This window comes from Variovorax sp. Root318D1, assembly GCF_001424835.1.
Lineage (GTDB): Bacteria > Pseudomonadota > Gammaproteobacteria > Burkholderiales > Burkholderiaceae_C > Variovorax.
The window spans coordinates 33789-60037 of sequence record NZ_LMCQ01000001.1 but is presented as its reverse complement, the minus strand read 5'-3'; the positions used below and the strand labels follow the sequence as shown (position 1 = coordinate 60037).

Sequence of the window (26249 nt, the reverse complement as noted above, 5' to 3'; positions counted from 1 at the left end):
TCATGAACAGAATATTTCGAACGCTCTGGAATCCCGCCCGCGGCACCTGGGTGGCCGCACCCGAGATCTCGCGCGGCCACGCGCGCTCGGCCAGCACGGGCAGCGGCGCCCCGCGCGCGGCCGCGTTGCTCAGTCTGCATGCCATTGCCATCGCGGTGCTGTACCTGAGTGCCTCCACCGCGCTGGCAGCCGGCGGCGCGGGCGGCCAGCCCATCAGCACCGCACTGCATGGCGGCGCGGGCGGCAGCAATGGCAGCGGCGGCGCCGGCGGCCTCAACGATGTCACTCTGGGCGCGCACGGGGGTAACGGCGGATCGTCGACCGAAGCCGGCGTGACGGCAGGTTCCGCCGCCGACGTCGGCTCTTTCGCCGGCGCAACCGCTGGCGCGGGCGGTGCGGCGGGAGCCTCGCCCGGCGCCGACGGCGCCGCGGGCGAATCGCATACCGGCGGGTTCGGCGCCGGCAACGGCTATGGCGGCGGAGGAGGCGGCGGCTACTACGGCCTGGTGCTGAGTTCCAGCGCCCTCGCGTCCTTCGGAAACTTCACCGGAGGCCGCGGAGGTGCAGGCGGCAACGGCTTCTGGGCGGCCGGCGGCGGCGGCGCGGGAGGCTATGGGTCCACGCTGATCGGCCCGCTCGGCGACTACTTCGCCTCCGGCAACTCCACGGGCGGCGCAGGCGGCAAAGGTGGCGATGCCTATTCGCAAGGCGGTGGCGGCGGCAGCGGCGGCGGCGGATTCTTCTTTCGCGCGGCGTCTCCAGGATTCAACTTCGGCACCAGCGCCAACATCACGGGCGGTGTGGGCGGAGCCGGCGGCTCCGAACTGCTGCCGGCCCGCGTCAACGCCGCGGGCGGCGGCGGGGGCGCCGGCGGGCACGGCGTCACGCTGGCAGGCAGCACCGTGACGGTCAACAACTCCGGGCAGATCACCGGCGGCGCCGGTGGCACTGGCGGAGCCGGCGGCGGCGGCGCGGGCGGCACCGGTGCGCCCGGTGGTGGCGGCGACGGCGGCATCGGGCTGTGGTCCACCGGCACCGGCGCGACGCTCATCAACAGCGGCACCATTGCCGGTGGAACGGGCGGCATCGGCGGGGCCAACAGCAACGGTGGCGCAAGCGGTGCCAACGGCGCCGGCGGCGAAGGCGTGGTGGGCGCCAACCTCTTCATCACCAACAACGGCACCATTGCCGGCGGGCTCGGTGGCGACGGCGTCACGCGTGCATCGGCTGTCCGGTTCACGGGCGGCGTCAACAGCCTGACCGTGAACGCGGGCTCATCGCTGGTGGGCGCCATCGGCATCGATAGCGGGGCTGCCGCCAGCGTGAGCCCCGGCGCCGATGGCCTGAACATGGCCAATGCCTTGCGGATCGACGGCACGGGCACCATCGACACTCACGGCTACGGCATGACGTGGTCGGGCCCCATCTCGGGCGTCGGCGGGCTCGTGAAGGATGGCGCGGGCACGCTGACGCTCGGCGCAGCCAGCACGTACACGGGCGCCACCAACGTCGCCGCGGGCACCCTGCGCGCGGGCGCGGCCAATACCTTCAGCCACGCCAGCAACTTCACGGTGGCGCCGGGCGCCACGCTCGACCTGGCCGGCCACAGCCAGACCATCGCATCGATGGCCATCGGCGGCACCGTCTCGCTGCTGAGCAGCGTGCCGGGCGCCACGCTCACGGTGCAGGGCCCCTGGGTAGGCAACGGCGGCACGCTGCGCCTGGGCACGGCCCTCGGCACGAGCAGCAGCCTGAGCGACCGGTTGATCCTGTGCGGGTGCTCGGCCGTCGCGAGCGGCACCACATTCATACAGATCACCAACCTGGGCGGCCTGGGCGCGCTGACCACCGGCAGCGGCATCGAGGTGGTGACCGCGATGGACGGGGCCACCACGACCGCACAGACCACCCGCAGCGCCTTCGTCCTCGCGGGCGGCCACGTCGACGCCGGCGCCTACGAGTACCGCCTGCATGCGGCCGACGCGGCCGGCGCGGGCGAGAACTGGTACCTGCGCTCCGGCATCATCGTCGCGCCACCGCCACCGCCCCCCCCACCGCCACCACCGCCACCGCCGCCACCTGCACCGCCGGCGCCCCCAGCACCACCGGCGCCACCGGCGCCACCGGCGCCACCTGCACCGCCAGCGCCCCCAGCACCGCCGGCACCGCCCGCGCCTCCCGCGCCCCCGCCGAACGAGGGCAACCCGCTGAGCGAAGACGGCGGTACGCCGTCGTCCCCAGGCGGCTTGACGGTGCCCACCTATCGCGTCGAAGTGCCGCTGTATGCCGCACTGCCTGAGCAGTTCCGCCAGGCCAACCTGGCCATGGTGGGCAACCTGCATCAGCGCGTCGGCGACGATACGGCCGCCGGCATCAGCGAAACAAGCGGCCAGGGCTATCGGCAGGCCTGGGCCCGCATCATCCGCATGGACCGCAACATCGGCCAAGCCGGCACCGTGAGCCCGCGCAGCGAAGGGCGGCTCACGGGCTTCCAGGCCGGCGCCGACCTGTGGGCCAACCCCAACTGGCACGTGGGCCTCTACGTGGGCGAGCTCGAAGGCCACATGGACGTGAACGGCTTCGCGCGCGGCCTGCCGAACTACGCGGTCGGCTCCAACGAGCTCCGGAGCCAGTATCTCGGTGCCTACGCCACCTGGAAGAACGACAGCGGCCTGTACCTGGACGGCGTGCTGCAGGCCGGGCGTCACCGCTACACCGCATCGACCGCGCTGGGTTCCGCTGGTTCGGGCAAGGGCAACAGCCTGCTGGCCTCCATCGAGGTGGGCCAGGGCTTCCGTATCTCGCCGGACTGGATCGTGGAGCCGCAGCTGCAGCTGGTGCACCAACGTGTGAGCCTGGACGACGCCAGCATCGTCGGCGCCCTGGTGCAGCAGGACAGCCACAGCGGCTGGCTGGTGCGCGCTGGCGTCCGCGTCAAGGGCGAGATGACCACCGGCGCCGGTCCGCTGCAACCCTATGCGCGGCTGAACCTCTACCGCAGCAGCAGCGGCACGGACGTGACCCGCTTCATCGGTCCGGCGGGCTTCACCGACATTGCCACACGCACCGGCGGCACCAGCACCGAGCTGGCCGCGGGCGCCACGCTGCGGCTGACGCCGGGCATGAGCCTCTATGGCGAGGTGGGCAAGCTGTGGGCCTCGGGTGGCGGGGCGCGCGTGAAAAGCGGGCTCAACGCCAGCGTGGGGCTGAAGGTGCGCTGGTGAGGCGCGCCGCCGGCTCTGCTAGCTTGGCTGCGTCATCACGGCTGCCGGCGCATCGGGCATCGCCAGGGGGTTGAGCCCCGGCGCCTCGACACGCGTCAGCGTGTTGCGGTCGGTGTGATGGAACGGCTCGGCCTGCCCCTGGATCTGCATCACCGTGTCCTGGTCGTAAGACCAGGTGCCGTCGGCATTGATGGTGACGGTGATGTTCCACGCCAGCGTGGTGAAGGCGTGCTCGATGAATGGGTTGGACACGATGCCGTTCACCAGGCTGCCGCGCTCGGCGCTGAGCGTGAAGCGCGTGTCGCCGGCCTTGGCGTGGCCGCTGGCCATGGCCACCTGTCCGCGCGGAATGGCCAGTGTGTGCAGCACGGTCTCGGTGGCCGGCTCCCAGAGCCAGTAGCCCACCTGGTCGTGGTACATCTTGGTGAGGCCGGGCTTGTGGATGTAGGTGTGGTAACGCAGGCCATACAGAAGCTGGGGGCCGTTGGTCTGCGGATCGATCGGCTGCAGCTCGTAGCGCTCGACGTAGACCTGCGTCTTCGGGCCTTCGCGCTTGGGCTTGACGTCCACCCCCCGGCTGCCCTCCCAGATGCCGGCCATGGCGCGCAGCGGGCCGAGGTTGGCCAGCGTGTCGGGATCGGCGTTGGGCTCGGTGTAGATGTCTTCGGTCGGGTTCATGTGGGCTGTCAATCGTGGTGATGGCTTCGGATTCTGCTTGAGGGTGCTTGCGCCGGTTTTTCAGACCTGGTCAATCTGGCCAAAGGCATGCAAGGACCGCACCGCGCCGCGCGCAGGCCCGAATGCGCCGTAGCGCACGCGCTGGCCGCTCAAGGCTTCGACTCTTTCGATCCATGCCTCGGGGGTGGCGATACCGCCGGGCTCGTAAAGCGGCTGCGCGCCTTGCAGCAACTGCGTCAACCGGTGCTGCTGCTCGAGGTCCGTCGCGTCGTCGGCCAATGGCAGCGACGCGAGGCTGGCGCCGTCGGCGGTGCGATAGCCCGCGCACCAGCGCAGGCCGGCGCCTTCCACCGCATCGAGATGGCTGGCCACCAGCCCATGGAGCGGGCCGACCGTGGCGAGCGCATAGCGCAGCAGCACTGCATCGGGATGGCCGCGGCGAAACACGCCTTGCCAGCCTTCGTCGGCGTTGTGCGGTTCGGCCAGCCGCGCATCGAGCGCGCGGTCGTGCGTGGGCAGCGGCCCGGGACCGTGGCGCGTGATGTAGCTGCGCAGCACGCCCAGGTGCTGCACGGGCGCATCGATGCCGGCATCGCGCAGCACGGCTTCGACGGCGGCGGTGGAGATGGTGCTCCAGGTGGTGTGCGGATGAAAGCCGCGCCACTCGTCGAGCAGCACGCCCTGCGCGCCTTCGAACAGCACGGTGCCGGGGCGCGCCAGGCGCTGGCCGATGGCGTCGACACTCGCGGGTGGCGACAGGCGCAGGCACGGCGCCGCCGCGTCGAGCCAGCGCTGCGCAAGCGTCGCGTCGCCGAGCAGCGCCAGTTCCTGCGCGGCCTCGGCATGGGGAGGTGCCGCTTCTGCGAACTCGCGCTGCAGCGCGATGCGCAGGGCTTCGAGCTTTTCGAGTGCGCGCGCGGGGTGCCGCATGTCGCCGTAGCGCAGGGCCGTGCCGGGCGCGGCCAGCGCCTGCCGCACCGTTTCTCCGACGCCCACGCCGCAGCTGCCATGCGCCGCCGCTCCCCTCGCCCATTCGCGCAGGCGGCCCGCGGCCTGGTGGAACGGCGTGGTGACGCGGCAGCGCGCATCGATCAGCAAGCGAGCGAAGGCGTCGTTCACGCCCACGCGGCGCAGCGCTTCTTCCTCGACGCGCAGCGCGGTCGGATGCACTATCACCGGGCTCGCGAGCACGGTCGCCATGCCGGCGTGAAAGCTGCCGGCGCCGAACTGCGAAAAGGTGTGGTGGCGGCCGTCGGCCAGCACCACGTTGTGGCCGGCCTGCGCGCCGCCGTTGAAGCGCACCACGGTGTGGGCCTGCAGCTCGGCGCACAGGTGGTCGGTGAAGCGGCCCTTGCCGCAGTCGCCAAAGCCCAGGCCGAGCAGCGAGACGTAGCGCGTCGGGTGTGCTGCCGAGCTCACACGGCGGTCAACCGAAGAGCCGCTTCCACCACGAGGAACGCGGCGCCGAGGCCGCTGCAGGCGGTGCGCGCCGCGGCGCCAGCGGATCGAGCAGCGCGGCATAGCCGTCGAGCGCATGCAGCACGCCGGCGACGCGCTGCTTCTCCATGCCGGTGGCGGCCATCACCTTGGCCAGGCCGTCGAGATGAGGCACGGCCTTCTCGGTGAGGGCCACGATGCCGGCGGCCACTGCGCAAGCGTCGTCGGGCGAATCCATGCAGATCACGTGGTCGCCGAGCAGTTCGCGCCAGCGCGGCTCGCAGCGGCGGCGGCGCTGTGCGTCGGGTATCAGGAAGAACAGGTGGCAGGTTTCGGCCGCGGCGGCAATGACTTCCTCGATGGGAATGTCTTCGTCGAGCTTCTCGCCGATAAGCCCCTCGACCTGGCGGCGCGAGACGGCGGGATACGGCAGCTCGTCGCCGGTCACGAACAGGTAGCCGCGCTTCTTGCGCTTCACCCAGCAGTCCATGTCGGTGTGCTGCGCCATCACGTAGAAGGCCAGCTCGTAGCTTTCTTCGCCGCTGCCACCGCCCCCGCCTTCGAGATAGCTCCAGGTCAGCCACTGGTCCATGAGCGGCGCGGTCGATTCGAATTGACCCACCTGCAGCGAAGCCTGGTCGGAATTCGCATCGCCGATGGCCATGAACATGAGCTGCGGGTCGGCCACGCCGCAATCGGTCAAGAGCTTCATGAAGGTGGGCAGCTCGCGGCGCGCGAGGATCTGCGGGATGTCGCCCATCGAGCCCGTGACGTCGAGCGCGAACGCAATGCCCAGCGAGTTGGGGTGATCGGCGTTGTCGCGCGACTCGCGCACCTTGAGCCCGTGCGGGTTCATCAGCGGGTGCGTGGCGGTCTGGGTGAACACCTCGGAACCGGGCTTGGCGGCGCGGTCGGCAATGAGCGCCGTGTGAGCGGCATGCGAGTAGTTTCCGTAGCCCATGGGTGCGTGCTCCTCTGTTTTCTTCGATGGTTGTTTTCAGGCGCCGGGCGCCGGGTCGAAATGAACGAACTGCGGCGTGCCGAAGGCTTCGTGCGATGCGGTGGACAGCGCCTGCTCGATGCCGCGCGCGCCCAGCCGCTGGCATTCGGCGGCGTCTTCGCTGCACCGGCGCAGCAAGGCGGCGAGCGGCGCGGGCGTGCGGTCGCCCACACCGGGGCTGTCATCGGCCCGGCCGTGCAGCACGGCGCGCACGGTCCAGGCGCTTTGCATCAGGTCGCGCGCTGCGGCGGCGGCATGGGCCGGGCCGGATGCCTGCTGCGCCCGCGACCAACCGACGATCAGCACGCCATGGTCGCGCGGATGCACGAGTGCATGCGCGGGCGACAGGTCGCGGTGGGTCCAGCCCGCGTCGTGCACAAAGGCCAGCACCTCCAGCATGCGTCGCCAGAGCCACACGGCGTGCCGCGCATCGATGCCCCGCGGGTTGGCCTGCTGCACGTTGTGCAGGCTGCCCCAGAAACCGGGCGGGTGGCGCAGCATCAGTGCCTGGCGGCCACCGTCTGCGAGCCCTTCGGCCAGCCCCGTGCCGACGGGCTGCGGCAGGCGGCGCGTGAAATACGAAGCGCCCGGCATGGCGAGCGCCTGCAAGGCCTGCAGCACCGCGGCTTCGCGCAGCAGCACGGCGCCGTCCGCGGATTCGCGTGCCAGCTTGGCCGTGACGCGCTCCGGCAGCGCACCGAGCCGCTCGGCCAGCAGCACTTCGCTGTGCTCGCCGATGGCCAGCGGTGCCAGCACGCGGTAGCGCGCGCCGCGCCATTGCAGCGTGCGCCCGGTGTCGCCGTGGTCGGCATTCGCCCGGCGCAGCGCCGCGCGAAAGCTCTCGCGCTCGACGGTTTCCTCGCCACGCGTGATGGTGGCGCCGCAATAGTTGCAGTTGACGGTGCGCCAGCGCGCTGCACGCGGCAACGGTGCCGAACATTGCGGGCAGCTGAGGGCGAGCAGCGAGAGCATGGCGGACCTAGTCGTCCCTGGATGCCGTCTTGTCGGGCGCGGCCAGCACCCGGTCGATGCGGCGTCCCTCGAGTGCGGCGATCTCGAAATGCCAGCCGGCGCAGTCGATGACCTCGCCGGTCGCGGGCAGGTGGCCCGACACGGCCATGAGCAAGCCCGCGACGGTGTTGTAGCGCCCGCGCTCTTCGTCCGGCAGCTCGCGAATGCCGAGCCGCGCGCGCAATTCGGAGACGGGCATCAGCCCGTCGAGCTCCCACACGCCATCGGGCCGCTCGCGCGCCCAGGCGTCGGTCAGGGTGCCGGGCTGCAGTTCGCCGGTGATGGCTTCGAGCATGTCGCGCGGGGTCATGAGGCCCTGCACCACGCCGTATTCGTCGACCACGAACACGAGCCGGCCGCCACGCTCGCGGAATTGTTCGAGCAGCTCCATGCCGGTGAGCGTCTCGGGCACGAACACGGCCGGCGCGGCCTCTTGCCCGAGCACGCCGTCGTGGCCGGTGCCCAGGCGCAGCAGGTGCGCCACGCTGATGACGCCCACCACGTCGTCAAGCGAATGGCGACACACCGGATACCACGAATGCACGATGTTGAGCGCGCCCGCATCCGCCACCTTCTGCAGTGCCTCTGCCACGGTGTCCGACGCGTCGAGCCATTCGATGTCGGCGCGCGGGACCATGAGCGACGACAGCCGCCGGTCGTCCAGGTGGAACACGTTGCGCACCATCTGGTGCTCGTGTTGCTCGATCACGCCGGCATCCACGCCCTCTTCGAGGCTGGCCGAAATTTCTTCCTCGGTCATGGAGCGCGCGGCATTGGCGTCGATGCGCAGCAGCTTCAGCACCGCGGCGGTGGCGCTCGCGAGCAGCCACACGAAGGGCTTGGCGCCCTTGGCGAGCCCGCGCATCGGGCGCGACACCCAGCGCGCCACGGGTTCCGGATAAAGCTGGCCGATGCGCTTGGGCACCAGCTCGCCGAAGATGATGGTGAAAAAGGTGATGCCTGTCACCACCACGGCGGTGGAAGCCACGCTGGCCGTGCCGCGGCCCATGCCCAGGTGCTCCATCCACACGGCGAGCGGCGCCGCGAAGGCGGCCTCCCCCACGATACCGCTGAGCATGCCGATCGAGGTGATGCCGATCTGCACGGTCGAGAGGAAATGGGTGGGCTCCTCCATCAGCTTGAGCGCGGCTTCCGCGCCGGCGTCTCCTGTCTCGGCCAGCGCTGCCAGGCGCGCGCGCCGGCTGGTTGAAAGGGCCATTTCGGACATCGCGAACAACGCATTGAGCGTGGTCAGCATGGCCAGCAGGAGAACATCCATGAACAGGGGGTGAAAATGAGGACATGGCACTTTACTTGATCGGCGACATCCAGGGCTGCGACGCCGCCCTCCAGCGACTGCTCGACAGGATCGGTTTCTCCCCCAGCCGCGACACCATCGTCCTGCTCGGCGACCTGGTCAACCGCGGGCCCGACTCGGCCGCCGTGCTGCGGCGCGTGCACGGCTTCGGCGCCTCGGCGCTGAGCCTGCTCGGCAACCACGACCTGCACCTGCTGGGCGTGGCGCACGGTGCGCGCAAGTCCGGCCGCAAGGACACGCTGGCGACGCTGCTCGAGGCGCCAGACAGCGAAGCCATGCTCGAGTGGGTGCGCCAGCAGCACATGGCGCTGCACATGCAGATCGATGGCGGCGACCTGCTCATGGTGCACGCCGGCGTCCTGCCGCAGTGGACGGTGGGCGACACGCTGGTGCTGGCGGCCGAGGTCGAATCGGTGCTGCGCGGCCCTGCGCTGGGCGAGTTCTTGCTCGACATGTACGGCAACGAGCCGGCGCAGTGGAGCGACACGCTCACCGGCGGCGCGCGGCTGCGCGCCATCGTCAACGCGCTGACACGCATGCGCTTTTGCACGGCCGAAGGCGTGATGGAGTTCGAGAGCAAGGACGGCATGCGGCCCGGCCCCGAAGGCTTCATGCCCTGGTTCGACGTGCCCGGCCGCAAGACCGCGCATGCCACCGTGGCCTTTGGCCATTGGTCGACGCTGGGCTGGCTTTCGCGGCCCGACCTGCTTTCCACCGACACGGGCTGCGTCTGGGGCGGCTGCCTCAGCGCCGTGCGCATTGGCGCCACGCTGGACGAGCGCGAACTGATCCAGGTGAAGTGCGAACAGGCGCAAAAGCCCGGCTGAACTGTCAGGCCCGCAAGCTGTCAGCTGCGCGGCAGGCGGAAGCGATCGAGTGCCATGCGCTGTCTGCCTTGCGCGTCGAAATTTTCCGGCGCAAGCCAGCGCTCGAATGCCGCGCGCAACGCCGGCCATTCGCTGTCGACGATCGAGAACCACGCGGTGTCGCGGCTTCGACCCTTGTAGACGATCGCCTGCCGGAAGATGCCTTCGAACTGGAAGCCCAGCCGCGCGGCAGCCCGCTTCGAAGGCTCGTTGCAGCTGTCGCATTTCCATTCGTAGCGCCGGTAGCCGAGTTCGTCGAAGGCCAGCTTCATCAGCAGGTACTGGGCTTCGGTGGACATCGGCGTCTGCTTCAGCAGCGGAGAAAAAACGACGACGCCGACCTCGATCGTGCCGTGGGCGGGGTCGATGCGCATCAGCGCCAGCGTACCGACGGCCCGGCCGGTCTGCAGATCGATGACCGCGAAGTGCATGGGATCGGCGCTCTGCGCGGCGCGCTCGATGTAGGCCCGCGTGCTTGCCACGTCGGCGGGCCGGTCGAAGAACAGGTAGGTCCAGTCGCGATCGTCGGGTGCCAGCGCATAGGCGGCGTGGAGGTCGTCGGCGTGCCGGGCGGCATCGAGCGGTTCGAGCACGCAGTAGCGCCCCACGATGGGGCGGCGCGGCGGCTGGGAACGAGGCGTCCATTCGGGCACCAGGGGACCGATGGATTGGCCGTATTCGTTGTGGCGAGCTGACATGGGGAGGCTTTCGGAAGCAAAGATGGCGGCAGTGCCGGGGTACGGTAAAGTACGCCCGGCGTGGCGCCACAGGAAGTACCACGCCATACTCATTTCATGGTGCCACGTTTTCGCTCATGAGCAATCCTCCCCACCTCGACGCGGCCGCACTCTTCGAATCCCCTCTGGCCCGGGACCGCGACGCCGGCTCGATGCAGCGCCAGCTGCACGAGCGCCTGAAGCGCGCCATTCTCGACGGCAGCCTGGCGCCGGGCAGCCGGCTGCCCGGTTCGCGCGCGTTGGCCGAGGCGCTCGCTATCTCACGCAACACCGTCACCGCAACCTACGAGCATCTGGCCGCCGAGGGCTACGTACGGCCAGACCGCCAGGGCACGCGGGTTATCGAATTGACTTCGCCGGCGTTGCCGCGGCGCTCGGGCAAATCCGCGGGCGCGCCGGCCACTGCGCGTCGCCTGGCCGGCATCAAGCCGAGCACGCCTTTCACCATTCCGGACGCGGCCCTGCGCCCGGGCGTGCCGGCGCTGTCGCACTTTCCTTCCGCAGCCTGGCGGGGGGCACTGGACCGGGCCATGCGTGCCGCCAGCCCGGCCACGCTCGGCTACGGACCTCCGCTGGGCGAGCCGCCGCTGCGCGCGGCCATCGCACGGCACCTGGCCATTGCGCGCGGTGTCCGATGCGACGCATCGCAGGTGGTCATTGCCGAAGGCGCGCAGGAAGCCATCTCCCTGTGCGTGCGGCTGCTGGCGAATCCCGGCGACACGGGTTGGGTCGAAGACCCGGGCTATCGCGGTGTGAAGGCGGCCATGCATGCCGGCGACATGCGCATCGTGCCCGTGCGGGTTGACGCCGAGGGCCTGCGCGCCAGCGCGAACGACTGGCAGAGGCACCCGCCCCGGTTGATCTACTCCACGCCCTCGCACCAGTACCCGGCCGGTGCCGTGCTGAGCATCGCGCGCCGCCTGGCGCTGATCGCAGAGGCGCGCCGGCACGGTGCATGGATCATCGAGGACGACTACGACAGCGAGTTCCGCCACACCGGCGAACCCATCGGCGCCATGCAGGGGCTCGTGGACGATGCACCGGTGCTCTACATCGGCACTTTCAGCAAGACGATGTTTCCGTCGCTTCGGCTCGGCTTCTTGGTGCTGCCGCGGCAGCTCATGGCGGCGGTGCACACGGCGCTCGGGGAAATGCTGCGCGGCGGCCACCGCCACGAACAGCTGGCCATGGCCGACTTCATCGAGAGTGGGCAGTTCAGCCGGCATCTGGGCCGCATGCGGCGGCTCTACCGCGAGCGGCAGCAAGCACTGCGGCTGGCGCTGACCCGGCACCTCAAGGTGCCGCACGAGATCGACGGCGGCCACTGCGGCCTGCACCTCACGGTGCGGCTGCCGCCCCGCTTCGACGACCGGCGGATCGCCGCCGAAGCGCTGCGTCATCAACTCGCGCCCGTACCGCTATCGAGCTTCGCGATGCAGCCGAAGGCGGCGGACAACGGGCTGGTGCTGGGATACGGCAACACCTCGGCGGAACTCTTCGAGCCGCTGGTCATGCGGCTTTCGCAGCTGGTGCGCGCCGCCGATCGCAGCCGCCCGTGATCGATCAGCCCTGCGCCGCGACCCCAAAGCCCGTGTCGAAGGTGGTCTTCACATCGAGCGGTTGCTTGATGAGTCCGACCTGGCGGTAGAAGTCCGCCGTGCCCTGCTGGTCGGCAACGACCTGCGCGTCGATGGGCACCCACTTCTGCTGGCGGCGCTCGAACTGCAGCTTCGCTGCCTCGGGCGGGATGCCGATGATGCGCGCGAGCGTGGCCGAGTAGGCATCGACATTGCGGTACGACCAGAGCTGCGCCTTCACCACGCGCTGCAAAAAGTCTTGCAGCACTGGGCGCTTGGCGGCAATGGCGGCCTCGGTGGCCGCGAGGTAGCTGAGCCCGGGCAGCAGCCCGCGCCCGCTGGCGAGCACGCGCGCGTGGTGGCTGACCTCGGCCAGCGCGGTGTAAGGCTCCCAGGTGGCCCAGGCATCGACCGAGCCTTGCGTGAGCGCGAGCTTGGCGTCGGCCGGCGCAAGAAAGCGGATGTTCACCTCCTCGGGCTTGAGGCCGGCCGCGGTGATGGCCTTGAGCGTCACGTAGTGGCCGATGGAGCCGCGGTTGGTGGCAATGCTCTTGCCCTTGAGGTCGGCGGCGGTCTTGAGCGGTGAATCGGGGCGCACGAGCACCGCCGTGCCATAGGAATCCGAACGGTTCGCGCCGATGGCCTTGACACGCGTGCCGGCGGCAAGCGCGAAGACGAGCGGCGCGTCGCCGATGGGGCCGGAATCGACGGCCGCCGCATTCAGCGCTTCGGCCAGCGGCGCGGCCGCGGGGAATTCGGACCACTGGATGTCGTAGTTCAAGCCTTCGAGCCCGCCGGCCGCTTCGAGCAGCGCGCGCAGCCCGCCCTTCTGATCCCCGGCCTTGAGCACCGGGCGGCCCTGCGCATGGGCTTGGAACGAGAACGCAGGCAAGCTGATGGCCGTGGCCGCGGCGAGGCTGTGCGTAAGTAGCCGCCGGCGCGATCGGTCGAGGTGTGATGAGTTCATGGGTTCTCCGTGTTCGTTGCGGTGTGAGAAAAAAATCGATCAGTGGATGAAGCCGCCCTTGACGAAGCGCACGGGCTCGGCGTCCATGCGGGCGATGAGCGCGCCCAGCCCGTCGGCGGGCAAGGCGGCGCCCTGCCCCGCCCGGGCGGGCGGGCGTTCGCTGCGGCAGACCAGGTCGTCGTCAGACCAGCCCGCTTTGCCGGGCTCGCCGCGCACGCGCAGCCAACCGTCGCGGTCGGCAATGAGCTGCGTGCCGGCAAGGCGGTCGGTTCCGGTTATCAAGGCCAGCGCCTCCCACGCGGCGGCGGACTGCGCAACGCAATCGGCGGTGGCGCTCGATGCCATCGGGGACGGCGGCAAGAGCAGCACCGTCACGAGCCGCGGATCTTCAGCGGGCGCCGCGTTGCCGGCGACGATGCGCACACGCTGCCCGCGCCAGCTCGCAAGCGACCGCGCAGGTTGCGAGCCGCAACGCACCGCCATATCGGGCAGGCCGATGGGCTGCGGCCAGTTGCCAAGCGCGCGCAGGCTCTGGCCCGCGCCCAGCGCCTTCATGTAGTCGATCAGCGCCCAAGCCTCGGCCTCGTCGACCTTTTCGCCGAAGCCCGGCATCGTGGCCCCGCCATGCTGCGCATCGCGCGTGCCATGAAGAATGCGCCAGAGCAGATCACCGTCGGCACGCCGCCACAGCAAGGCGCCGTTGAGATTGGGCGGCCAGACTGCCAGCGAGGCCGCGAGCGGCCCTTCGCCCCTGCCGTCAGCGCCGTGGCACGCGACGCAGTTCTGTTCGTACAGCACGCGGCCGCGTGCGATGGAAGCCGCTGTAAAGCCGGGCGGTGCGGAGTGAAAGCTGGTCGGCGTTGCGGGCACCAGCACCACGTGCGCCTGGGGCCATGGCGCGGCGATCAGCAGCATCGGCACCACTGCCAGAAAGTAGAGGCGCGGGCGCCGCCACAACAACGCGAGCAACAGCGCAAGCAGCGCTGCGGCAACAAAGACCAGCGTCCACGCAAGGCTGCGCGCCTGGCCCAGGTCGATCAACAGGTTTTCGCCCGAGAGGCGATGCGACCACGGCCAGGCCGCTTGGCCGTGCACCTGCCGTGCGAGCCCGAGCGCATCGAGCACGCGCAGCAGCTGCAGCTGCGCGCTTTGGAGCAGGCCGATCAGCAGGTTGAGCCAATCGGCCTGCGGCGTGCCGTTCATGTCACCACGTGGCGTCGAGCCCCAGGTGTCGCAGTGCTTCGTGCCGAAGCTCGGCCAGCCGCGCATGCCCGCGATGGCGCGGATACGGCAGGTCGACCACGATCTCCGCCGCGATGCGCGCCGGGCGGTCGCTCAGCACGACCACGCGGTTGGCGAGGAACAGCGCCTCTTCCACGTCGTGCGTGACCAGCAGCGCCGAGAAGCCCGCGCGCTGCCACAGGTTGACGAGCTCACTCTGCATCGAGATGCGCGTGAGCGAATCGAGCTTTCCGAGCGGCTCGTCGAGCACCAGCAACTGCGGATCGTTGACCAGCGCGCGCGCCAACGCCACGCGCTGCGCCATGCCGCCCGAAAGCTGGTGCGGAAAGGCTTTTGCAAAGTCGGTGAGGCCGACGAGATTGAGCGCTTCGTCGACACGCCCGCGCTGCGCCTTGAGCACGCCGCGCGCCTGCAAGCCCAGCGCCACGTTGTCCCACACGCTGCGCCACGGGTAGAGCGTGGGGTCCTGGAACACGACGATGCGCGACGGATCGGGCCGCGTGATGGGCGCATCGTCCTGCGTGATGCGGCCGGCCGTGGCGGGCTCGAGCCCGGCCACGAGGCGCAGCAAGGTCGATTTGCCGCAACCGCTCGGCCCCAGCAGCGCGACAAACTCGCCGGGCTTCACCGTGAGGTCGATGTCGTCGAGCACCTGCAGCGGCCCTGCCGCCACATCGAACCAATGGCTCACGCCGCGGATGTCGATGTGCGCGCCGGCCTGGCGCACACCCGCTTCGGCAGCAACTGCGGCGGCTACCATTTGACGGTTCCTTTCTGCCACGACAGCACGCGGTCGCGCACCTTGAAGAGCAACGTGATCAGGCCCGAGCACAGCACGGCCATCACGATCAGCGCGGCGTACATGTTCGAGTACGAGGCCCATCCCTGCGCCCACGAAAGATAGAAGCCGAGCCCGGCCTTCACGCCCATCATCTCGGCAGTGACCAGCACCGAGAACGCCGCGCCCAGGCCCATGAAGAGGCCCACGAACACCTGGGGCAAGGCTGCCGGAATGGCCACCCGCAGCACCAGGAAGCGCTCGCTCGCGCCCATGGTGCGCGCCACGTCATAGTAGTTGCGGTTGACGCCCGCCACGCCGGACCAGGTGAGCACCGCCACGGGAAAGCCCGTAGCCAGCGCAATCAGGAACACCGCGGCCGCATAGCTCGATGGGAAGAAGAAGAATGCGAGCGGCAGCAGCGCCGAGGCCGGCACCGGCCCGAGGAAGCGCAGCACCGGATGCACCCAGTAGCCCGCGATGCGCGACCAGCCGATGGTCACGCCCGTGAGAAAGCCCGCGAGCGCGCCCAGCACGAAGCCGTGCGCGAGCAAGCGCGCCGAGTGCAGCAGGCTTTCGCCAAGGCGGCGCCAATCGTCGATGTAGGTTTCGATAAGGCTTTGCGGCGGCGCGAAGAACGGCGTGGGGAGCAGCGCGAGCTTTGCGGTTGCGATCTCCCAGATGGCGAAGAGCAGCGGCAGCGCGACGAGCCAGGGGCCGGCGGGCCGGAGCAGGCGTGCGACGCGGCCGGCGCGCGGGCCGAGCAATGCGATGGCCAGCAGCAACGCACCGACGGCAATGGCTGCGATGCCGAACTCGTCGGTATAGGCCCAGTCGCTGAAGCCCACGGCCCGGTTCGGCCAGTAGATGGTGAGCAGGCCGAGGGCGAGCCATGTCGCAGCGGCGGCGAAGCCGATGCGCCATGTGGGCAGGGCTGCTTGAATGCGGGGCGATGTCGATGCGGGAGAAGGCCTGCGTTCGGGCGCCGCGGCCCCCACCCTCGCCCTCCCCCGGAAGGGGAGGGAATCGAAGCCCAATGCGGGGTCTGGGGTGCTCATGCGAGTGGATCGAAAGAGACGTGTTCTGCAAAGCGCGCCGGATCGGTGGTCTTCTTGAGCACGCCGACGCCGCGGAAATCGCGCGCATAGAACTCCACCTCGTCGCGCAGGTTCTTGCCGAGCGGATGATGGTTGTGCGTGAGCGTGCCCAGCAGCGCGCGCAGGTCTTCCACCGGCACCTTGGGCGAGTACTTGGCGAAGAGCTTGGCCGATTCGTTGGGGTTCTCCGCCACGTAGTCGGAGGCCTGCGCAATGGCGCGCACCAGTGCGGCCACGGTCGGCTTGTCCTTGCGCACCAGCTCGCCGCGCGCGCCGACGATGCAGCAGACCTTATCCTTGTATTCGCCAGAGAGGTTGCTCGCAATCTCCACGAAGGCGCCCTTGTTGCGCTTCTCGATCAGGTAGACGTTCGGGTCGCCATCGGCAATGGCGTGGATCTCGCCCTTCTGCACGGCAATGTCGAGCAGGTCCGCGGGGTACTGGCGCCAGGTCACGTCCCTGTCGGCATCGATGCCGTTCTTGGCCAGCAGAATGGAGAAGAAGTTCTTGCCCGGACTCGCAATGTCCGACACGCCGATAGTCTTTCCCTTGAGGCTAGCAATGCTGGTGGCACCCGCCGCCTTGGCGCCCACGAGCCGCACGCAGCCGCCGTGCGAGCTGCCGACGATCTTCACATCGAAGCCCGACTCCAGCGGCTTGAGCCAGCGGTGGATCATGCCCACGGCCGCATCGGCCTTGGCCGTGGCCAGCGACTCCAGCAACTGGTCGGTGGAGCCGGTGTAGTTGATCAGGTCCACCTGGAGCCCGTTGCGCTCGAAGTAGCCGCGCTCCTGCGCGACGACGACGGGCGAGAGGCAGAACGCGGCGGCGTTCCAGGCGAAGGTGAGCTTGCGGGTCTGCTGCGAAAACGCCTGCGAGGCAATCAGCCCGCCCGAGGCGACCACGGCGGCGGCGCCGCCTGCGCGCAGGACGCTGCGGCGTGAAAGGGATGCGGTCATCGAGAACTCCGTTGGTTTTTTTGTTCAGTCCAGCAGTTCGGGTTCCGCTTCAACGAGACCTTCATAAAGGCTGTCGAAGGAATGGATGGCCCCCTCCGGGCCGCCAATCTGGCTGTGTGTGTGGCGCGCCGTGGCTTCGTCGATGGGCTGCGGCTTGCCGGCGGCTTCGGCCAGCAGTTGCGTGTGGCAGGCGTTGTCGAGCGCGATGTACCACCACGCGGCAGCTTCCACCGAGGGGCCCGCGGTCAGGATGCCGTGGTTCTTGAGAATGGCGCCCTTCTTGTCGCCCAGCGCGTGTGCGATACGGTCGCCCTCGCTGGTGTCGACCACCATGCCGGTGAAGTCGTCGAAGAGCGCCACGTCTTCGTGGAACACGCAGCTGTCCTGCGTGAGGGTGTCGAGCTTGCGGCCCAGCGTGGACCAGGCCTTGCCGTAGGTCGAGTGCGTGTGGGCGGCGGCAATGATCTTCGGGTTGTGCTCGTGGATCGCCGCGTGGATCGCGAACGCGGCCTTGTTGAGCGGCCGGTCGCCAATCACGGTCTCACCCTTCGAATTGACCAGCAGCAGATCGGACACCTTGATGCGCGAGAAGTGGATGCCCAGCGGGTTGACCCAGAAGTGATCGGCCAGCTCGGGGTCGCGCGCGGTGATGTGGCCCGCGAGGCCCTGCGCAAAGCCGAAGCGCGCGAACAGGCGAAAGGCGCCGGCGAGGCGCTCCTGCCGATGGCGGCGTTCGGCCTGCACGCTGGTGCGTGGCGGGATCGGGTCGAACCAGTATTTCTGTTGCGGGTTCGGGTTGCGCCGAAGCGCGATACCGGCATCCCAGTCGATCGACAGAACTGCACTCATGAAGATTCCTCGTATTTGGTATTGCTCCTTCCCCCTCTGAGGGAAGGTTGGGATGGGGCAAGTGGCGCTTGCAAGGCTGCGGCGTGTTGAACGCCGCTTGCCCTCACCCCTGCCCACCCCCAGAGGGGGATGGAGAAAGTCAAGTCATGCCGCCTTGCGAACCGAGGCCGCGCGCTGCGCCACCAGCTCGCGCGTACGCGGAATCAGCTCGCGCCCATAGTCCGTCGCATCCTCCAGCGGATCGAAGCCGCGGATCAGGAAGGTGGTCACGCCCAGGTCGTAGTAATCGAGCAGCGCATCGGCCACCTGCTCGGGCGTGCCGACGAGTGCGGTGCTGTTGGAGCGGCCGCCGATTTCCTGCGCAACCGCGGTCCACAGCCGCTTGTCGAGCCGCGTGCCCTTCCCGGCTGCGGCCAGCAGGCGCTTCGCGCCTTCGCTCTGCTGCGGGCCGCCGCGGTTGTAGCCTTGCACCACGCGCAGGCGCTTCGTCTCGGCCAGGATGCTGTCGGCGCGCGCCCATGCGGCGTCTTCGGTCTCCGCGAGGATCGGGCGGAAAGACACCGAGAAGCGCACGCTGCGGCCATGCTTCGCAGCTTCGGCGCGCACGCGGGTCGTGAGTTCGCGCGCCTGGTCGAGCGATTCGCCCCATAGCGCATACACGTCGGCGTACTTGCCGGCCACGGGAATCGCGGCCTCCGACGCACCGCCAAAATACACCGGCACATGCGGCTTGCCGTTGCGCGTCTGCACCGGCTTCACTTCCGAAAACGCATTCTGGAAGCGGTAGTGCGCGCCTTCGTGGTCGAAGGGCTTCTCGCCGGTCCACACCTTGTGCAGCACCTCCAGGTACTCATCGGTGCGGGCATAGCGCTGGTCATGATCGAGCCAGTCGCCGTCGCGCCGCTGCTCCTCGTCGGAGCCGCCCGAGATGTAGTGCACGCCGAGCCGGCCGCCGCTGAACTGGTCGAGCGAGGCAAACTGCCGCGCCGCGAGCGTGGGTGCCACGAAGCCGGGGCGGTGCGCGAGCATGAAGTGGATGCGGTCGGTGACCGAGGCCGCGTAGGCCACCGTCAGCGTGGCATCGGGGCTGGTGGAATGGTGCGGCACCAGCACGCGGTCGAAGCCCGCGTTCTCGTGCGCCTGGGCAAAGGCGCGCACATAGTCGCGATCGATGGCCGGGCCTTTGGCGGCGTGGATCTCCGAGACCTTCTGGCCCTGGATCATGCCGATGAATTCAACGTCGTTCTGGCTCATGGTGTCCTCGTGTTTTTCAGGATTGAATGCGGGGTTGTTCAGGCGGCGGGCAGGCGCAGTACGCTTTCGAAGCTGCGGTCCCACAAGGGCTTGACGTCGGCCGGGCCGTCGAGCACGCCGATCTTCAAAAAGGTGTCGGCCACCTCCTGGTGGCTGCGCACCACGGCGTCGGTGACGGGGCCCAGGCTGTAGTCGCCGCTGCGGCCGTTGAAGAGCTCGACCAGGTCGCCGACCGGCACGCGCGTCTCGGCCGACTGCGCGCGCGCATAGGCCAGGAAGTTGCCGTTGATCCATGCGAACGAGCGCTGCAGGCGCTGCAGCAGATCGCTCAATGCCGCGCGGCGCAACGCATCGTCCAGCGCGCGCGGATTCGCGTAGATGGGGAAGTTGCCCGAGAGATAGCCCACGCCGGTCTTGATGGTGCGCGCGCCGTATTGCGTGCGCGCAAGCTGGCCGTTGTAGCCATAGATGGCCCAGGCATCGAGGTCGCCGCGCGCAAAGGCCGACAAGCCGTCCGACGGTGTGAGGCTCACGGCCTGGATGTCGCTGAACGAGAGCCCGGCTTCTGCCAACTGCTTGGCCAGGTAATAGTGCGAGGTGGTGGCGCGCACATAGCCCACGCGCTTGCCCTTGAAGTCGGCAATGCTGCGGATCGGCGAATCCTTGCGCGCCAGCGTGGCCTGGTTGTTCAGGTCTTCGTGCGTCACGGCCACCAGCTTCACGCTCGACCTCTGGCGCGCCGCAAACACCGGCGGAATCTCGCTACCCGAGCCCAGGTCGAGCGCGTCGCCGTTGATGGCCTCGATGTGCAGCACGCCGTTGTTCAGCTCGCGCCAGTCGATCTTGTAGGGCGTGTCGGCCTGGCCGGAAGCCTGCAGCAGCGGCCGCCAGAGCCCCTTGTAGGTGCCCACGCGCAGGGTCACGCCGGAAAGGTCGCGTGCCGGCGTTGCAGCCTGCGTTCCACCCGCGGCGACCATCGCACTCCACGCTGCGGCGGCCTGGAGCAGACGTCGCCGGTCCATCAACAAATCAGATTTCATGGCCCGGACGGTACTGAGGCCGGCGCTGAAAGCGAACGCAGAAAAACGAGTTTGCATATGCGGGATGCGTCGTTTTTGTCGCGGCAAGTCGCCGCTAACGTGCCGGACCATGAGTGCACTCCCCTTGCGCCGCCCGCCGGCCACGAATGAAGATCCCGCCCCTGCCACCGTCGATGCCGCCGTGCTGGCGCGGCTGTCGTCGCAGTTCGCCTCCACCGCAGCCGATCACGACCGCAGCGGCGCCTTTCCGCGCCCGAACTTCGAGGTGCTGCAGTCGCACGGCCTCATCGGCCTGGTGACGCCCGCGACGTACGGCGGCGGGGGCGCCTCGCTGGCGACGGCGCGGCGCGTGGTCGCGGCCGTGGCGCGCGGCGAGCCGGCCACCGCGCTGATCCTGACGATGACCTACCTGCAGCACCACGCCATTGCGCGCAGCGACAGCCGCTGGCCGCCGCACCTGCGCGAACGCGTGCTGCGAGACGCGGTGGATCGCGGGGGCCTCATCAATGCGCTGCGCGTGGAGCCCGCGCTCGGCTCGCCGGCGCGCGGCGGGCTGCCCGCGACAGTCGCTCGCCGCGAAGGCAGCGGCTGGAAGATCGACGGCCACAAGCTCTATACGACCGGCATTGAGGGTCTCTCGTGGCTCGCCGTGTGGGGCCGCACGGACGAACCCGCGCCGCGCACCGGCGTGTTCCTGGTGCCGCGCGATGCACCCGGCGTGCGCGTGATCGCAAGCTGGGACCACTTGGGCCTGCGCGCTTCGGGCAGCCACGAGGTGGTGTTCGAGAACGTGGCAATCGAGCTCGACCATGCGGTCGACCTGCGCGCCCCTGGCGACTGGGCTCCCGACGCCGGCAGCCAGACCGACATCGACGCCCATGCCACGCAGCAGGCCTGGATGACGGTGCTGCTCGCAAGCCTCTACGACGCGGTGGCGCAGGCGGCGCGCGACTGGCTCGTGAGCTTCTTGAACCAGCGCGCGCCCGGGAGCCTGGGTGCACCGCTCGCGAGCTTGCCGCGCGTGCAGGAGCACGTCGGAGAAATCGCCGCGCTGCTGCGCACCAACCGCGTGCTGCTCGACGATGCCACCCGCGCCGTGGATGAGGGTCGCGCGCAGCCGGCCACCGAAAGCGGTCTGCTCAAGTACACGGTGACGAACAACGCGATCCGCGCAGTCGAACTTGCGCTCCAGCTGAGCGGCAACCACGGCCTCACGCGGCAGAACCCGCTGGAGCGGCACTACCGCGACGTGTTGTGCAGCCGCATCCACACGCCTCAGAACGACGCGATCCTGGTCGCAGCGGGCGCGCGTGCATTGCAGCCCTCAACAGGAGTCACCGCATGACCGACCTGCTCATCTCCAAGGCCTCCAAGGCCTCGCGCCGCAGCTGGCTCAAGCAGGGTGCTGCCCTCTCGCTCACGGCCGCCGGCGCGCTGCGCGCATGGGCGCAGCCGCAGACGACGCTGGTGCTCGGCGACCAGGCCGGCGGCCTGCGCGCGCTGTTCGAAGCCTCGAAGGCGCTCGAGGGCGCGCCTTTCGCCTATCGCTGGGCCAATTTCCAGGGTGCGGCACCGCTGTTCGAAGCGCAGCGCAGCGCGGCGGTCGACACGGCGGTGGCTGGCGACCTGCCGGTGCTGGCCGCCGCCGTCGGCCGCACGCCGCTGAAGATCGTCGCCACGCGCGTGGGCAAGGCCGATGCGCTCGGCATCGTGGTGCAGCCCGATTCGCCATTGCAGAAGGTGGCCGACCTGCGCGGCAAGACGGTGATCGTGTCGTCCGCGCGCGGCAGCATCTCGCAGTACCAGCTGTATGGCGCTCTCGAAGAAGCCGGCGTGCGGCGCGACGAGGTCACGGTGAAGTTCGTTCTGCCGACCGATGCGGCCGCGGCCTTCGCTTCGAAGCAGATCGATGCCTGGGCCGTCTTCGATCCCTACTACACCATCGCGCTGCAGCAGGGCGGGCGCATCCTGCGCGACGGGCGCGGCATCAACACGGCGCTGGGTTTCATCACCGCGAGCGAGCCCTCGTTGGCCGACCCAGCCAAGCGCGCAGCCATCGTGCAGTTTCTCGAACGGCTCGCGCGTGCCGGCGAATGGGCGCTGGCCAATTCCGAGGCGTATGCGCAGGCCTACAGCCAGCTCACGCGCCTGCCGATCGAATCGGCCCGGATCATCACCGCGCGTGCCTCGGTCACCGGCCGTCCGGTGTCCGAAGCCGACATCGTCGCCTTGCAGGCGGTGGCCGACCGCTCGGCGCGCGACGGCATTCTGCCGGTGCGTGTGGACGTGCGCGCCATCACCGACGCACAGGTCTGGAAACGTCCGGCGTGAGCGCAGTTCCTGGCATCGCGCCGCTGCGCGAGTTCGTGGGCGCGTTCAGCCGCCTGCTCGACGGCGGCCCGGACGAGCCGCGCATTCTTTCCGAAGGCGGCGCACTGCTTCGCACGCTGGTCGCGCGGGACGACTGGCTGCCCGACGCCTTTGCCCAACCTGAAACGACGCGCTACCAGCAGTTTCTGCTGCACGCCGACAGCACCGAGCGCTTCTCGGTCGTGAGCTTTGTCTGGGGACCGGGGCAAGCGACGCCGGTGCATGACCACACGGTGTGGGGGCTGATCGGCATGCTGCGCGGCGCCGAATACAGCCAGGGCTACGCCCTCGACCCCGATGGCCGGGCACGGCCGCAAGGTGCAGCGGTGCGGCTCGACGCCGGCGAGGTGGAGGCTGTGTCGCCGACCTTGGGCGACCTGCACCGCGTGCACAACGCACACGCGGACCGCGTGTCGATCAGCATCCACGTGTACGGTGCCAACATCGGCGCTGTGCGGCGGCATACTTACCCGGCCGAGGGCGGACGCAAGCCCTTTGTCTCGGGCTACTCCAACACGCTTCTTCCCAACCTGTGGGACCGCTCCGCCGAACTCAAATCGACGACCTCCGCATGACGACCTCTGCCTCCGCCTTTTCCCTTGTGCCATTTGCCGCGGTGCGCGCGCGCCTGCTCGCGCGCGAAGAAACCGCGCTGCTCGACGTGCGCGAGGAAGACCCCTTCGCGCAGGAGCATCCGCTGTGGGCCGCGAACCTGCCGCTCTCGCGCATCGAGATCGAAGCCTGGCGGCGCATACCGCGGCTGGACACCTTCATCGTGCTGTACGGCGCGAATGACGGCACCGACCTGGCGCCGCTGGCCGCGCGCACGCTGGCCTCGCTGGGCTACACGAACCTGCACCTGCTCGAAGGCGGCCTCGAAGGCTGGCGCGCGGCCGGCGGCGAGTTGTTCCGCGACGTCAACGTGCCGAGCAAGTCCTTCGGCGAACTGGTCGAGCACGAGCGCCACACGCCGTCGCTCTCCGCACCCGAGGTGAAGGCGCTGATCGATGGCAAGGCCAACGTGGTGGTGCTGGACGCACGGCGCTTCGACGAATACCGGACGATGAGCATTCCATCGGCCACCAGCGTACCCGGCGCGGAACTGGTGCTGCGCGTGCGAGAGCTGGCGCCCGATCCCGCCACGCAGGTGATCGTCAATTGCGCAGGCCGCACGCGCAGCATCATCGGCACGCAATCGCTGGTGAATGCGGGCATTCCGAATCCGGTGGCGGCGCTGCGCAACGGCACCATCGGCTGGAAGCTCGCGGGACAGGTGCTCGACCATGGCGCAGACCGCAAGGCACCGGCCGCGGTGTCCGATGCGCATCGCGCGCAGGCACAGGCCGATGCGCGGCGTGTGGCGGACAAAGCTGGCGTGCGCCGCATCGCGCTCGATGCATTGAATGCGCTCGAAGCACCCGGGCGCACGCTGTACCGCTTCGACGTGCGAACGTCAGAGGAATACGACGCAGGCCACCTGCCCGGCTTCGCAAGCGCGCCGGGCGGCCAGCTGGTGCAGGAAACCGACCACCAGGTGCCGGTGCGCGGCGCGCGCATCGTGTTGGCTGACGACGATGGCGTGCGTGCTTCGATGAGTGCGTCGTGGCTCGCGCAGATGGGGTGGGAAGTCTATGTGCCGGACGCAGTGCCAGGCGCTTCGGCCTTCACGGAAAAAGGGGCGCCGCCGCCCGCCTATCCACTGGCCGCGGTGGCCATTCGCGAGATCTCGCCCAATGACCTCGCGGCCTTGCTGAAGCAGCCGGCAGCAACGGCCGTGATCGACGTGACCACCAGCGCCGACTATGTGAAGCGGCACATTCCCGGCGCCTGGTATGCCATTCGCGCACAGTTGGCAGAGGCCATCGGCACGGCCATTCCGCCGGCGCAGCGCTACGTGCTGACCTGCGGCAGCAGCCTGCTCGCGCGCTATGCCGCGGCCGACCTGCGCCAACGGCTCGACGCAAAGGGCCAACGCGATGTGGAAGTGCTGGTGCTGGCGGGCGGCAACGCGGCCTGGTTCGCGGCGGGCTTCGAAGGCGAATCCGGTGAGACGCAGCTCGCGACGCAGCGCACCGACCGTTATCGCCGCCCCTACGAAGGCACCGACGCGCCCGCCGAGGCGATGCAGGCGTACCTGGATTGGGAATACGGACTGGTGGCGCAACTGGCGCGCGACGGAACGCATCACTTCCGCGTGATCTGAGCGTTTCGCACGGCGGTTCGCTCAAAGAAAAAGCCGGCATCGCCGGCTTTTTCTTTGGGCAGAGGCCTCGCCGAAGCGAGGCCCTGGTGCTCCGTCAGTTGGTCTCGGCGCTCTTGAACAGCGCCGCAACCTTGCGCTTGGTCTTGATGTTGCTCGAGATGCCGCGCGCCGGCGCGGCCTTGGCGGCGGCTTCCCACGCGGGCGTGGCGTCGGCCTGGCCCGGTTCGTAGGGCTTGTCGAAGAACGGATCGCGCGGTGCTGACGGCGCGCGGTGCGGGCGTCCGCCGCCGCGGCGCGCTTCAGCGCCAATGCTGCTGCGTTCGCGCGGCTGGTCGAGCACGTCGCGTGCGTCGCCCGCTTCGCCTTCTTCGCGCCAATGGCGACGGCCGTCGTTGATGCGGCCGCGCGGATTGTCTTCCTCGAACTCGACGGGTTCGAGCTCGATCTTCTTCTTGATCAGCTTCTCGATGTCGGCCACCAGGCGCGCATCGTTGCCGCCGCTGGCAAAGCTCACGGCCAGGCCCGACGCGCCGGCACGGCCGGTGCGGCCGATGCGGTGCACGTAGTCTTCGGCGTTGAACGGAATGTCGAAGTTGAACACCGCCGGCACGTCCTTGATGTCGAGGCCGCGGGCCGCGACGTCGGTGCACACCAAAAGGTCGACTTCGCCGGCCTTGAACGAGGCGAGCGCCTTCAGGCGTTCGTCCTGGCTCTTGTCGCCATGCAGCGCGGTGGTGCGCAGGCCGTCGCGCTCCAGCGAGCGTGCGAGGCGCGCGCAACCGAGCTTGCTGTTGACGAACACGAAGGCTTGCGTGATGCCGCGCTGCTTGACGATCTGCTTGAGCGCGCGGCGCTTGTCGTCGTCGCTTACGCTGTAGAAGTGCTGCTCGACGGTGGACGCCGTTTCGTTCGGCCGCGCCACCTCGATGGTGACGGGGTTCTGCAAGTAGCTGCCGGCCAGCCGCTTGATCTCGGGCGAGAAAGTGGCCGAGAACAACAGCGTTGTGCGCTGCTTGGGCAGGTAGCTCAGGATGCGCTGCAGGTCGGGCAGGAAGCCGATGTCCAGCATGCGGTCGGCCTCGTCGAGCACCACGTACTCCACCTGGTTGAGCACGGCGTTCTTGGCCTCGATGTGGTCGAGCAGCCGGCCCGGCGTGGCCACCAGCACTTCGACGCCTTTCTTGAGCTCGAGGGTCTGCGGCTTCATGTCGATGCCGCCGAACACCACGGTGCTGCGCAGGTTGGTGTACTTGGCGTACAGCTTGACCTGCTGGGCCACCTGGTCGGCCAGTTCGCGCGTGGGCAGCAACACCAGTGCACGCACCGGGTGCCGCGCGGGCGAGGTGGACGAGTTCTCGTGCTTGAGCATGCGCTGCAGCAAGGGCAGCGAAAAAGCCGCGGTCTTGCCGGTGCCGGTCTGCGCGGCCCCCATCACGTCCTGGCCCGAAAGCACGACCGGAATGGCCTGCTCCTGGATGGGAGTCATGGTCTCGTAGCCCATTTCGGCTACGGCGCGCGCCAGCGGTTCCGCCAGCGATAGATTGGAGAAGGAGCTTGTCATTAAGCCTTCTATTGTCGCACTGCCGCAAAAAATAGCAGTGACGGCGGTATGACAACGTCCGCGACGTCGGTATTGCTATTT

At 69.2% G+C, this 26249-nt stretch carries 22 protein-coding genes; 7 read left to right on the top strand and 15 right to left on the bottom strand.

Features of this window, described 5'->3' with window-relative positions; genetic code table 11:
- Window positions 1-2 precede the first annotated feature (2 nt).
- Window positions 3-3224 carry an autotransporter outer membrane beta-barrel domain-containing protein gene (locus tag ASC78_RS00215; RefSeq protein WP_055794984.1) on the top strand — a complete coding sequence of 1074 codons (3222 nt, stop codon included), beginning with the start codon at window positions 3-5 and terminating at the stop codon, window positions 3222-3224.
- Between the two features lie 18 nt (window positions 3225-3242).
- On the opposite strand, the gene ASC78_RS00210 is transcribed toward ASC78_RS00215, so the two are convergent.
- From ASC78_RS00210 to ASC78_RS00190, 5 genes are read right to left on the bottom strand one after another with little or no spacing between them, the layout of a single operon-like run.
- Window positions 3243-3902: an FABP family protein gene (locus ASC78_RS00210; RefSeq protein ID WP_055794982.1), complete on the bottom strand. Its 660-nt coding sequence runs from the start codon at window positions 3900-3902 to the stop codon at window positions 3243-3245.
- A gap of 60 nt (window positions 3903-3962) precedes the next feature.
- A complete protein-coding gene (locus tag ASC78_RS00205; RefSeq protein WP_055794979.1) occupies window positions 3963-5321 on the bottom strand; it encodes an adenylosuccinate synthetase in 1359 nt (452 codons plus the stop codon).
- A 7-nt stretch (window positions 5322-5328) separates the two neighbouring features.
- On the bottom strand, window positions 5329-6300 hold the full coding sequence (locus ASC78_RS00200; RefSeq protein ID WP_055794976.1) for a hypothetical protein: 972 nt from the start codon (window positions 6298-6300) through the stop codon (window positions 5329-5331).
- 36 nt (window positions 6301-6336) lie between these two features.
- A complete protein-coding gene (locus tag ASC78_RS00195; protein ID WP_055794973.1) occupies window positions 6337-7311 on the bottom strand; it encodes a hypothetical protein in 975 nt (324 codons plus the stop codon).
- 7 nt (window positions 7312-7318) lie between these two features.
- A complete protein-coding gene (locus ASC78_RS00190; RefSeq protein WP_055794970.1) occupies window positions 7319-8629 on the bottom strand; it encodes a hemolysin family protein in 1311 nt (436 codons plus the stop codon).
- 23 nt (window positions 8630-8652) lie between these two features.
- Here ASC78_RS00190 and ASC78_RS00185 point away from each other — a divergent pair, with 23 nt between their 5' ends.
- A complete protein-coding gene (locus ASC78_RS00185; RefSeq protein WP_055794967.1) occupies window positions 8653-9495 on the top strand; it encodes a symmetrical bis(5'-nucleosyl)-tetraphosphatase in 843 nt (280 codons plus the stop codon).
- A gap of 20 nt (window positions 9496-9515) precedes the next feature.
- Here the strand turns inward: ASC78_RS00185 and ASC78_RS00180 are convergent, their stop codons facing one another.
- The gene (locus ASC78_RS00180) at window positions 9516-10232 is read right to left on the bottom strand and encodes a GNAT family N-acetyltransferase (RefSeq protein ID WP_055794964.1); all 717 of its coding nucleotides are present in this window, start codon (window positions 10230-10232) and stop codon (window positions 9516-9518) included.
- Between the two features lie 116 nt (window positions 10233-10348).
- Here ASC78_RS00180 and pdxR point away from each other — a divergent pair, with 116 nt between their 5' ends.
- A complete protein-coding gene (gene pdxR / locus ASC78_RS00175; protein ID WP_055794961.1) occupies window positions 10349-11830 on the top strand; it encodes a MocR-like pyridoxine biosynthesis transcription factor PdxR in 1482 nt (493 codons plus the stop codon).
- A gap of 4 nt (window positions 11831-11834) precedes the next feature.
- On the opposite strand, the gene ASC78_RS00170 is transcribed toward pdxR, so the two are convergent.
- The 8 genes from ASC78_RS00170 to ASC78_RS00135 all read right to left on the bottom strand — a co-directional run bounded on the left by ASC78_RS00170 (window position 11835) and on the right by ASC78_RS00135 (window position 20034).
- Window positions 11835-12815, bottom strand: a complete 981-nt coding sequence (locus ASC78_RS00170) for an ABC transporter substrate-binding protein (RefSeq protein WP_055794959.1) — start codon at window positions 12813-12815, stop codon at window positions 11835-11837.
- A gap of 39 nt (window positions 12816-12854) precedes the next feature.
- Window positions 12855-14018, bottom strand: a complete 1164-nt coding sequence (locus ASC78_RS00165; protein ID WP_055795862.1) for a c-type cytochrome — start codon at window positions 14016-14018, stop codon at window positions 12855-12857.
- A 1-nt stretch (window position 14019) separates the two neighbouring features.
- The gene (locus ASC78_RS00160) at window positions 14020-14817 is read right to left on the bottom strand and encodes an ABC transporter ATP-binding protein (RefSeq protein WP_055794956.1); all 798 of its coding nucleotides are present in this window, start codon (window positions 14815-14817) and stop codon (window positions 14020-14022) included.
- Window positions 14811-15893, bottom strand: a complete 1083-nt coding sequence (locus ASC78_RS00155; protein ID WP_055794954.1) for an ABC transporter permease — start codon at window positions 15891-15893, stop codon at window positions 14811-14813. The genes ASC78_RS00160 and ASC78_RS00155 overlap by 7 nt, the downstream gene beginning before the upstream one ends.
- The gene (locus tag ASC78_RS00150; protein ID WP_055794951.1) at window positions 15890-16891 is read right to left on the bottom strand and encodes an ABC transporter substrate-binding protein; all 1002 of its coding nucleotides are present in this window, start codon (window positions 16889-16891) and stop codon (window positions 15890-15892) included. Before ASC78_RS00150 ends, ASC78_RS00155 begins: the two co-directional genes overlap by 4 nt.
- Window positions 16892-16915: 24 nt before the next feature.
- Window positions 16916-17740, bottom strand: a complete 825-nt coding sequence (locus ASC78_RS00145) for a class II aldolase/adducin family protein (protein WP_055794948.1) — start codon at window positions 17738-17740, stop codon at window positions 16916-16918.
- Between the two features lie 144 nt (window positions 17741-17884).
- Window positions 17885-18994: an LLM class flavin-dependent oxidoreductase gene (locus ASC78_RS00140; RefSeq protein ID WP_055794945.1), complete on the bottom strand. Its 1110-nt coding sequence runs from the start codon at window positions 18992-18994 to the stop codon at window positions 17885-17887.
- 38 nt (window positions 18995-19032) lie between these two features.
- Window positions 19033-20034, bottom strand: coding sequence for an ABC transporter substrate-binding protein (locus tag ASC78_RS00135; protein WP_055794942.1), 1002 nt, complete (start codon window positions 20032-20034; stop codon window positions 19033-19035).
- Between the two features lie 109 nt (window positions 20035-20143).
- On the opposite strand from ASC78_RS00135, the gene ASC78_RS00130 reads away from it, so the two are divergent.
- The 4 genes from ASC78_RS00130 to ASC78_RS00115 are packed head-to-tail and all read left to right on the top strand — an operon-like array spanning window position 20144 to window position 24607.
- Window positions 20144-21379, top strand: a complete 1236-nt coding sequence (locus ASC78_RS00130; protein WP_055794938.1) for an acyl-CoA dehydrogenase family protein — start codon at window positions 20144-20146, stop codon at window positions 21377-21379.
- Window positions 21376-22365 carry an ABC transporter substrate-binding protein gene (locus tag ASC78_RS00125; protein WP_055794935.1) on the top strand — a complete coding sequence of 330 codons (990 nt, stop codon included), beginning with the start codon at window positions 21376-21378 and terminating at the stop codon, window positions 22363-22365. Before ASC78_RS00130 ends, ASC78_RS00125 begins: the two co-directional genes overlap by 4 nt.
- Window positions 22362-22979, top strand: coding sequence for a cysteine dioxygenase (locus tag ASC78_RS00120; protein ID WP_055794931.1), 618 nt, complete (start codon window positions 22362-22364; stop codon window positions 22977-22979). The genes ASC78_RS00125 and ASC78_RS00120 overlap by 4 nt, the downstream gene beginning before the upstream one ends.
- Window positions 22976-24607, top strand: a complete 1632-nt coding sequence (locus ASC78_RS00115; RefSeq protein WP_055794928.1) for a rhodanese-related sulfurtransferase — start codon at window positions 22976-22978, stop codon at window positions 24605-24607. Before ASC78_RS00120 ends, ASC78_RS00115 begins: the two co-directional genes overlap by 4 nt.
- Before the next feature lie 94 nt (window positions 24608-24701).
- Here the strand turns inward: ASC78_RS00115 and ASC78_RS00110 are convergent, their stop codons facing one another.
- On the bottom strand, window positions 24702-26168 hold the full coding sequence (locus tag ASC78_RS00110) for a DEAD/DEAH box helicase (RefSeq protein ID WP_055794925.1): 1467 nt from the start codon (window positions 26166-26168) through the stop codon (window positions 24702-24704).
- Window positions 26169-26249 lie beyond the last annotated feature (81 nt).

What these genes read in the sequence shown, in the direction of transcription:
- ASC78_RS00125 (WP_055794935.1), top strand. Translation starts at nt 21,376, where the DNA reads ATGACCGACCTGCTCATCTCCAAGGCCTCCAAGGCCTCGCGCCGCAGC.
- ASC78_RS00190 (WP_055794970.1), bottom strand. Translation starts at nt 8,629, where the DNA reads ATGGATGTTCTCCTGCTGGCCATGCTGACCACGCTCAATGCGTTGTTC.
- ASC78_RS00165 (WP_055795862.1), bottom strand. Translation starts at nt 14,018, where the DNA reads ATGAACGGCACGCCGCAGGCCGATTGGCTCAACCTGCTGATCGGCCTG.
- ASC78_RS00215 (WP_055794984.1), top strand. Translation starts at nt 3, where the DNA reads ATGAACAGAATATTTCGAACGCTCTGGAATCCCGCCCGCGGCACCTGG.
- pdxR (WP_055794961.1), top strand. Translation starts at nt 10,349, where the DNA reads ATGAGCAATCCTCCCCACCTCGACGCGGCCGCACTCTTCGAATCCCCT.
- ASC78_RS00185 (WP_055794967.1), top strand. Translation starts at nt 8,653, where the DNA reads ATGGCACTTTACTTGATCGGCGACATCCAGGGCTGCGACGCCGCCCTC.
- ASC78_RS00210 (WP_055794982.1), bottom strand. Translation starts at nt 3,902, where the DNA reads ATGAACCCGACCGAAGACATCTACACCGAGCCCAACGCCGATCCCGAC.
- ASC78_RS00155 (WP_055794954.1), bottom strand. Translation starts at nt 15,893, where the DNA reads ATGAGCACCCCAGACCCCGCATTGGGCTTCGATTCCCTCCCCTTCCGG.
- ASC78_RS00200 (WP_055794976.1), bottom strand. Translation starts at nt 6,300, where the DNA reads ATGGGCTACGGAAACTACTCGCATGCCGCTCACACGGCGCTCATTGCC.
- ASC78_RS00115 (WP_055794928.1), top strand. Translation starts at nt 22,976, where the DNA reads ATGACGACCTCTGCCTCCGCCTTTTCCCTTGTGCCATTTGCCGCGGTG.
- ASC78_RS00140 (WP_055794945.1), bottom strand. Translation starts at nt 18,994, where the DNA reads ATGAGCCAGAACGACGTTGAATTCATCGGCATGATCCAGGGCCAGAAG.
- ASC78_RS00150 (WP_055794951.1), bottom strand. Translation starts at nt 16,891, where the DNA reads ATGACCGCATCCCTTTCACGCCGCAGCGTCCTGCGCGCAGGCGGCGCC.
- ASC78_RS00180 (WP_055794964.1), bottom strand. Translation starts at nt 10,232, where the DNA reads ATGTCAGCTCGCCACAACGAATACGGCCAATCCATCGGTCCCCTGGTG.
- ASC78_RS00170 (WP_055794959.1), bottom strand. Translation starts at nt 12,815, where the DNA reads ATGAACTCATCACACCTCGACCGATCGCGCCGGCGGCTACTTACGCAC.
- ASC78_RS00110 (WP_055794925.1), bottom strand. Translation starts at nt 26,168, where the DNA reads ATGACAAGCTCCTTCTCCAATCTATCGCTGGCGGAACCGCTGGCGCGC.
- ASC78_RS00160 (WP_055794956.1), bottom strand. Translation starts at nt 14,817, where the DNA reads ATGGTAGCCGCCGCAGTTGCTGCCGAAGCGGGTGTGCGCCAGGCCGGC.
- ASC78_RS00130 (WP_055794938.1), top strand. Translation starts at nt 20,144, where the DNA reads ATGAGTGCACTCCCCTTGCGCCGCCCGCCGGCCACGAATGAAGATCCC.
- ASC78_RS00145 (WP_055794948.1), bottom strand. Translation starts at nt 17,740, where the DNA reads ATGAGTGCAGTTCTGTCGATCGACTGGGATGCCGGTATCGCGCTTCGG.
- ASC78_RS00135 (WP_055794942.1), bottom strand. Translation starts at nt 20,034, where the DNA reads ATGAAATCTGATTTGTTGATGGACCGGCGACGTCTGCTCCAGGCCGCC.
- ASC78_RS00195 (WP_055794973.1), bottom strand. Translation starts at nt 7,311, where the DNA reads ATGCTCTCGCTGCTCGCCCTCAGCTGCCCGCAATGTTCGGCACCGTTG.